The 8,029-nt window shown below is 67.6% G+C and carries 6 protein-coding genes; 4 read left to right on the plus strand and 2 right to left on the minus strand.

The window, feature by feature from the left end:
- Nucleotides 1–93: 93 nt before the first annotated feature.
- Both AC1D1W_RS18905 and AC1D1W_RS18910 read left to right on the plus strand, forming a co-directional pair.
- Nucleotides 94–1,176 (plus strand): ABC transporter ATP-binding protein, encoded by a 1,083-nt coding sequence (locus tag AC1D1W_RS18905; protein ID WP_223984166.1) that lies wholly within the window; start codon nt 94–96, stop codon nt 1,174–1,176.
- A 178-nt stretch (nt 1,177–1,354) separates the two neighbouring features.
- Nucleotides 1,355–2,773, plus strand: a complete 1,419-nt coding sequence (locus AC1D1W_RS18910; protein WP_243182213.1) for a DUF4032 domain-containing protein — start codon at nt 1,355–1,357, stop codon at nt 2,771–2,773.
- 48 nt (nt 2,774–2,821) lie between these two features.
- On the opposite strand, the gene AC1D1W_RS18915 is transcribed toward AC1D1W_RS18910, so the two are convergent.
- The gene (locus tag AC1D1W_RS18915; RefSeq protein WP_476944487.1) at nt 2,822–4,192 is read right to left on the minus strand and encodes an FAD-binding oxidoreductase; all 1,371 of its coding nucleotides are present in this window, start codon (nt 4,190–4,192) and stop codon (nt 2,822–2,824) included.
- A gap of 182 nt (nt 4,193–4,374) precedes the next feature.
- On the opposite strand from AC1D1W_RS18915, the gene AC1D1W_RS18920 reads away from it, so the two are divergent.
- Together AC1D1W_RS18920 and AC1D1W_RS18925 are read left to right on the plus strand one after the other, a co-directional pair.
- The gene (locus AC1D1W_RS18920) at nt 4,375–6,153 is read left to right on the plus strand and encodes a glycoside hydrolase family 13 protein (RefSeq protein ID WP_476944488.1); all 1,779 of its coding nucleotides are present in this window, start codon (nt 4,375–4,377) and stop codon (nt 6,151–6,153) included.
- Between the two features lie 2 nt (nt 6,154–6,155).
- Nucleotides 6,156–7,190 carry a LacI family DNA-binding transcriptional regulator gene (locus tag AC1D1W_RS18925; protein ID WP_476944489.1) on the plus strand — a complete coding sequence of 345 codons (1,035 nt, stop codon included), beginning with the start codon at nt 6,156–6,158 and terminating at the stop codon, nt 7,188–7,190.
- A 91-nt stretch (nt 7,191–7,281) separates the two neighbouring features.
- On the opposite strand, the gene AC1D1W_RS18930 is transcribed toward AC1D1W_RS18925, so the two are convergent.
- Entirely contained in the window at nt 7,282–7,788 is a 507-nt protein-coding gene (locus AC1D1W_RS18930; RefSeq protein ID WP_476944490.1) for an SRPBCC domain-containing protein, read from the minus strand.
- Nucleotides 7,789–8,029: the final 241 nt, after the last annotated feature.

The following is an 8,029-nucleotide window of genomic DNA, read 5'->3' on the forward strand; positions in this document are numbered from 1 at the left end:
TATGAAATCCCACAATTGAATTAACAACTGCATAAAACGACCATTCACTACGGATCGTCCGGCACGTACCTGCCGGTGAAGGGATTGATAACTGTGGCTACAGTTACTTTTGATAACGCAACACGTCTGTACCCGGGCACCGAGAAGCCCGCTGTTGACAAGCTCAACATTGATATCGCCGATGGCGAATTCCTGGTCCTCGTTGGACCCTCCGGCTGCGGAAAGTCGACCTCCCTGCGCATGCTTGCAGGTCTCGAGGACGTCAACTCCGGCCGCATCCTCATCGGCGACCGCGACGTCACTGACGTCCCGCCGAAGGATCGCGACATCGCCATGGTGTTCCAGAACTACGCCCTGTACCCGCACATGACCGTGGCGGACAACATGGGCTTCGCACTGAAGATCGCCGGCGTCAGCAAGGAAGAGCGCGCCGAACGCGTCCGTGAGGCCGCCAAGCTGCTTGACCTCGAACCGTACCTGGACCGGAAGCCGAAGGCCCTCTCCGGCGGCCAGCGTCAGCGCGTTGCCATGGGCCGGGCCATTGTGCGTAACCCGCAGGTCTTCCTCATGGATGAGCCGCTGTCCAACCTGGATGCCAAGCTGCGTGTGCAGACCCGCACCCAGATCGCGTCCCTGACCCGCCGCCTCGGCGTCACCACCGTCTACGTGACCCACGACCAGGTCGAGGCCATGACCATGGGTGACCGCGTCGCCGTGCTGAAGGACGGCCTGCTGATGCAGGTCGACACCCCGCGCAACCTGTACGACAAGCCCAAGAACGTCTTCGTGGCCGGCTTCATCGGCTCCCCCGCCATGAACCTGCTCGAACTCCCCGTCGTCGACGGCGGCGTGCAGTTCGGCGGAACCGTTTACCCGGTGCCGCGCGACGTCCTCGAGGAAGCCCACGGCCAGACCGTGACCCTCGGTTCCCGCCCGGAAGACCTTGAGACTGTCGCCCAGGGTGAAGGTCTCCAGGTCGAGGTCGACGTCGTCGAAGAACTCGGCGCCGACGCTTACGTCTACGGCCACACCACGCTCGACGGCAAGAGCCACGACATCGTGGCCCGCGTCGACGGCCGCCGCCCCCCAATGAAGGGTGAGTCCATCTGGGTCCGCCCCCAGTCGGGCCACGTACACCTGTTCGACACCAAGACCGGCCTGCGCCTCGGCGACTAGTCCCCACCCACCGGCTCCCTAACCTCGCTCCGCGTCGGTCAGGGAACCCTGCCGGCGTGGGCCCAGCACGACTGACGGCGGTCCTCCCCAGTGGAGGGCCGCCGTCGGGCGTTAACGGCCCTGCTTTAGGCGCGGCCCGCCAAATACGGAAGAATTGATTCATGACCGAGGAAACCCCATGACCGAGGAAAACAGCGCCCAGTGGCACGACGAGCCCACCGACTACGGTCAGATCGGGAAACTGCCCCGGTTCGAGGCCGCCAGCGCCAATGACGACAAGGCCGCGATGGCCTCCAGCTCGCTGAGCATCACGGCCGCCGCCACCGAGCCCGAGCTGCTGGACCTGCCTTGGCACATTGCCCTCGAGGACTGGCCGGCCGAATATCTGGCAGCCCTCCCCCGCGGTATCTCCCGGCACATCGTGCGCTTCGCCCACCTCGGCGGCTCCGTGATCGCCATCAAGGAAACCTCGGAGCACGTGGCCCGCCACGAGTACCACATGCTGCGCAAGCTCGCCCGGCTGGACGTTCCCGGCGTGGAGCCGGTGGCCGTCATCACCGGACGCACCACCCCGGAGGGCCGGCCGCTGAACCCCGTGCTGGTCACCCGGCACCTGAAGTTCTCCATGCCCTACCGTGCGCTCTTCTCCCAGATGCTGCGCAAGGACACCCTGACCCGGCTCATCGACGCCCAGGCCCTGCTGCTGGTCCGGCTGCACCTGATCGGCTTCTACTGGGGCGACGTCTCGCTCTCCAACACCTTGTTCCGCCGGGACGCCGGCGCGTTCGCCGCCTACCTGGTCGATGCCGAGACCGGCGAACTGTACCCGGATTTGTCCACCGGCCAGCGCGAGTACGACCTCGAAATCGCCCGCGTCAACATCGCTGGGGAACTCATGGACCTCCTCGACGGCGGCCTGATCGAGGAGAAGGTGGACCCCGTGGCCACCAGCGAACTGATCATGGACAGCTACCGGCGGTTGTGGACCGAGCTGACGGCAAAGGAATCGTTTGAGATCGGGGAACGCTGGCGCGTGGCCGCCCGGATCCGGCGGCTCAACGAGCTGGGGTTCGACGTCGAGGAATACGCGATCAAGACCACACAGAACGGCTCCACCATCCAGCTCCAGCCGAAGGTCGTCGACGCCGGGCATCACCAGCGCCGACTGCTGCGCCTGACCGGTCTGGACGCCCAGGAAAACCAGGCCCGCCGGCTCCTGAACGACATGGACTCTTTCCGGGCGGACAACAACCCGGGCATGGACGAGGAATACAGCGCGCACCTGTGGGTCAGCCAGATCTTCGAACCGATCGTCCGGGCCATCCCCCGCGACCTCTCCGGCAAGCTCGAGCCGGCCGAGGCGGTGCACGAGGTCCTGGAGCACCGCTGGTACATGTCCGAGAAGGAGAACCGGCACATCCCCCTGGCGGAGGCCGTCCAGTCCTACATCGACAACGAACTCCGCCACCGCCGGGACGAGGCCGCGATCATGCTCAACCCGGACACTGGATTGCTCAAGATCCTTGAGGTGGAGACCGAGGAATCACGCTACGGCGCCGACGACTCAGTGGACGAATACCCCGACTCCGACGACTAAGCCGCGCGCCGGGCATGTTGTGGCACGCCCGCGCTAAATCTCCTTGAGCTAAATCGCCTTGCCGGGGTTCAGGATCCCGGCCGGATCGAAGAGTTCCTTGATCCGGCGCTGCAGCTCACGCACGGGTTCCTTCTGCTCCAGGCCGAGCCAGCGCAGCTTGTACTGCCCGATCCCGTGTTCGCCGGTGATCGTGCCGCCCATGGCCAGGGCCACGGCAATCGACCGGTCCAGGGCGGCGCCCAGGCGGGCCATGGCATCGGGGTCCACGGTATTGTCCACCCGGTCGACCCAGAAGGTGGGGTGCAGGTTGCCGTCACCGGCGTGTGCCACGACTTTGAGCTGCACCCGGTGCTCCGCCGCCATGGACTCGAGCTCGGCGACGTAATCCACCAGCCGCGAACGCGGCACGGCCACGTCCTCGCCCACCCGGTATTCGTCGTCCACCTCGGTCCCCCGGCTGTTGCGGCGCAGTTCGACAAGCTCCTCTGCCTCCGCGTTGGCCTCCATGGTCACCACCGCTCCTCCCGCCACCAGGACCGGGCGGATGGCCGCGGCCTCCGCCGCCGCGCCGAAGCCGTCGGTCTGGATCAGCAGCAGGGATGCCCCGCGCGCGGCCAGGTCCGAGCCGTGGAGGTCATCGAGTTGGGCGAGCGAGCCGCCGTCGAGCAGTTCCATGATGGCCGGCTGCACGCGGGCCCTGCCCACGGCGAGGACCCCGGCCGCGGCGCTGCGGAAGTCCGGGTAGAAGGCGGCGATGGTGTGTACGTCGCGCGGCAGGTACTTCAGCCGCACGGTGACACCGACCACGATCCCCAGGGTCCCCTCCGAGCCGACGAACAGCCCGGTGAGGTCATAGCCGGCGACGCCCTTGAAGGTCTGGTGGCCGGTGTGGATGAGGGAGCCGTCCGCGAGGACGACGTCGAGCGCCAGGACAGAGTCGCGGGTCACCCCGTACTTCGCGCAGCGCAGCCCGCCGGCGTTGGTGGCCACGTTGCCGCCGATGGTGGACATCTTGAAGCTCGCAGGATCCGGTGCATACATGAGCCCGTGCACGGCGGCGGCCGCATTCAGGTCGGCGTTAATGACGCCGGGTTCCACGACGGCGGTCTCGTCGTCCGCGTTGAGGTCCAGGATGCGGTTCATCCCCTCGAGCGTGAGCACCACGCAGCCCGCGCTCGCGTGGGCGCCCCCGGAGACCCCGGTACCGGCCCCGCGCGCCACAAGCGCGACGCCAAGGGCTGCGCAGGCACGCACAGTTGCCTGCACGTCGGCGACCGATTCGGCGCGGACCACCGCCTGCGGGAGCTGATAATCCAGGACGGGAGCCTGGTCCACGGCATACGCGGCCAGGGTGGTCGCGTCCACGGCAATTTTCTCCGCGCCCAGGGCGGTGGTCAGCTCGTCGATGATGCTACGCATGCGGTCTCCAGTTCGGTCGAATCCGGTTCCCAGTCTATGACTGCGCATTGTCGGTGATGCGGCTCACAGTTGCAAGCGCTTCCAGCTATGCGCGGGATAGTCCAGTTGGTGGTCGAAATTGCCGCCAAAATGTGACTGGAAGCGTTTTCATAATCCGGCGTGGGAGCCCTAGTATTGCCGTCATGTCCGTTGATTCAGTTCTCCTCGCCCCCGCCGCGCTGGCCGGACCCCTGACGGGTCCGCTGACCCCCGTGCACGCCGCAGACAACATTCCGGGATGGTGGCGCTCCGCTGTCATCTATCAGGTCTATCCGCGCTCGTTCCGGGACCTGAACGGCGACGGCATCGGCGATCTCGCCGGAATCACGGCCGAACTGCCCCGCCTTGCGGAACTGGACATCGACGCCGTCTGGCTTTCGCCCTTCTACCGGTCCCCGCAGCGCGACGCCGGCTACGACGTCAGTGACTACTGCGACGTCGACCCCCTGTTCGGCACCCTGGACGATTTCGCCGCCATGATGGCCGAGGCCACCCGGCTGGGAATGCGGATGATCGTTGACCTGGTGCCCAACCACTGCTCGGACCAGCACCACGCTTTCCAGGCTGCCCTGGCCGCGCCTGCCGGCAGCCCGGAGCGGGACATGTTCATCTTCCGAGACGGCCGCGGAGCATTCGGCGAGGAGCCGCCGAACAACTGGCAGTCCCACTTTGGCGGTTCAGCCTGGACCCGGATCACCGAACCGGACGGCGCCCCCGGGCAGTGGTACCTGCACCTCTTCGACTCCTCACAGCCGGACTTCAACTGGGACAACCGCGCCGTCCACGAAGAATTCGAACGGGTCCTGCGCTTCTGGCTGGAGCGCGGGGTCTCCGGTTTCCGGGTGGACGTGGCGCACGCCCTCGTGAAGGCCCCGGGCCTGCCCGAGTGGGGCGGACGGGCGGACGGCAGCAGCTCCCACGGCTTCCCCGGAAGCGACGCTCCGATGTTTGGCCAGCCCGCGCTCCACGACATCTACCGGCGGTGGCGTCAGATTCTCGCCGAGTACGGCCCCGACCGGATCCTCTGCGCCGAGGCAAACGTGGACCCGCTCCCCCGGCTCGCCGATTGGGTGCGCCCGGACGAAATGCACCAGGCCTTCAACTTCCCCTACCTGCACGCGGGCCTGGACGTGCACCGGATGCGCCACATCGTCACGGAGTCACTGACGGCACTGGACGCCGTCGCCGCGCCCAGCACGTGGGTGCTCTCCAACCACGACGTCGTCCGCCACGCCACCCGCTTCGGGTACGACGGCCAAGCTCCGCGCGACGGTGACGGAATCGGCACCTGGGATCCGCAGCCGAACGAGGAGCTCGGACGGTCCCGGGCGGCCGCGGCGTCCCTGTTCATGCTGGGGCTGCCCGGCGGGGCCTACCTCTACCAGGGTGAAGAGCTTGGCCTGCCGGACGGGATCGACATCCCGGACACCCGCCGCCAGGACCCCACGTTCGCCCGCACCGGCGGCGCACGGCTGGGCCGCGACGGCTGCCGAGTCCCGCTGCCCTGGCGGGCCGGGGAACGCAACGCCGGATTCGGCCACGGGCAGGACCCCTGGCTGCCGCAGCCGGAAAATTTCTCACGGCTGGCCCGGGATGTGCAGTCCGCTTCGCCGTCGTCGCATCTGAGCCTCTACAAGCGCATGCTGGAGCTGCGCCGCCGGCTCGCCCTTGGCCGCGGCTCGCTGTCCTGGTACGAGGACCTCTGCACCGATACGAGCCTTGCCTTCCTCAACGGCTCCACGCTGGTCCTGCTGAATGTCGGGTCCGAGCCCCTGGAGCTGCCCGCCGGACGGGTGCTGCTGCGCAGTTCAACGCCCACGGGTGCCGGCTACGACGCCGGGGACATGGCCGGCGCGGGCGATCCGTTAGGCTCAGGTGAAGCTGTTTGGCTGGAAATCTATCTCGAGGACACGGAGGGCTAGGCATGCCCGGCATCAAGGACGTCGCGGAACGGGCCGGCCTCTCCATCGCCACCGTTTCACGCGCCTTGAGCGGCAAGGGCAATGTCTCACCGCGTAGCCGGGAGCGGGCCCGCACCGCCGCCGCAGAGCTCGGTTTCGTCGCGTCGTACCAGGCCTCCGGACTGGCCTCCGGACGGACCCACAATGTGGGCCTCGTTGTCCCTTCCGTCCACCGGTGGTTCTTTTCCTCGGTGGTCGAAGGTGTCTCGGCGACCCTCCTGGATGCCGGCTACGACCTCACGCTGTACAACGTCAGCCAGGGCCGGGAGCGCCGCCACAGTGTGCTGAACGACTTCCTCCTGCGCAAACGCGTGGATGCCGTGATCGCCGTGTCGCTGGAGCTCTCCGAGACCGAGATCGACCAGCTGCTGGCCATCCATCGCCCCATCGTGGGGATCGGCGGCCCGTTACCCGGGGCTTCGACCATCCGCATCAATGACGCCGGTATTGCGGAGGCCGCGGCCCGGCACCTCATCCAGCTTGGCCACAGCAAAATTGCCCACATGACCGGCGATGCCGCCTACGAGCAGGATTTCCGCCTTCCCGGCACGCGCCAGGCGGGGTTCAAGAAGGCCATGCGGGACGCCGGACTGGTGGTCCGGCCGGGATGGCAGGTCTCCGCCGACTTCACGATCCGGGGCGCCTACGCCAACGCCCGTGAGCTGCTCGGCGGCTCTCCGGAGCGTCCCACGGCCGTCTTTGCCGCCTCGGACGAGATGGCGATCGGCACGATCCTCGCTGCCCGGGATTTCGGGTTGCGGGTGCCGCAGGATCTCTCCGTCATCGGCATCGACGGCCATGAGCTGGGTGAAGTCTTCGGGCTGACCACGATCGATCAGGACGCGCGGGGCCAGGGTGCGTTGGCCGTGCGGCGTTTGCTGGCCAGGCTCGACGGCGCCGGAGACACGGCGGCCGCGCACACCGAATACCCCACGCGCTTCATCATCCGGTCCAGCACCGCTGTTCCGCCCGTCGACCAGGGACCTTTGCGCGCCTAGGTCCGGGCCTGTCCATGCCGGGCTTGGCCTGCCGCCTGTCCGCCGGTAGGAACACGCCACCAGGGACGGACGCGCCTGTCAGAGGGGCCGCTCAGGCGTCCGGGCTGTCCGCGCCGGCGCCACCCATGAAGCGAACGAAGCGGTCCAGGACGGCGGGCCAGCCTGCCGCGTACTCCGCCCGGGCTGCCGCGGGGTCCTCGGCGCCCTCCCAGCCGCTGTGAACCAGGCGGAGCTCTGTCCCCTCGCCTACCGCCCTGAACGCCACCCGGAGCTCGGTGGACCACATGGCAGTGGTTCCGGGGTGCCAGCTGGCGTGGAAGGACAGCGGGGGCTGCCAGTCGTCAATCGATCCCCAAACAGCCGTCCGGCCGTCATCCGAGGATTCCATGATCAGGTTCTCCTCGAACTCGACATAGGAGCCGGCGCCATAGACGCTGTGGTCCTCGAGCGGCCACCAGAGGTGCGTGTGTTCCGTGAATCCCATGAAGGCCCGGGCAACTGCGCCCGGCACCACAACGCTGACGACGACGGGATCGAGTTCGTCCGCCGCGGCAGGTTCCGGCGCGCCGGACGGAGCATGGCTGAAGAGGTTATCCATGGGCAACAACTCTACCCGCGCAGGCAGCTCCCTGATCCAGGGGTGAGCGGCGGCGGCTGTGGCGCTCTCTCACATTTGGCGGGGTGTGGCGGGATGCTCCCTCACGTTTGGCGGGGTGTCCTGTGATGCTCCCTCACGTTTGGCGGGGTGTGGCGGGATGCTCCCTCACGTTTGGCGGGGTCCGGGCTGAATGACGGGTTAAATGCGGGAGGACCCCCACCTGGTGGTGGGGGTCCTCGAC

The organism is Arthrobacter sp. P1_B4 (assembly GCF_056406555.1).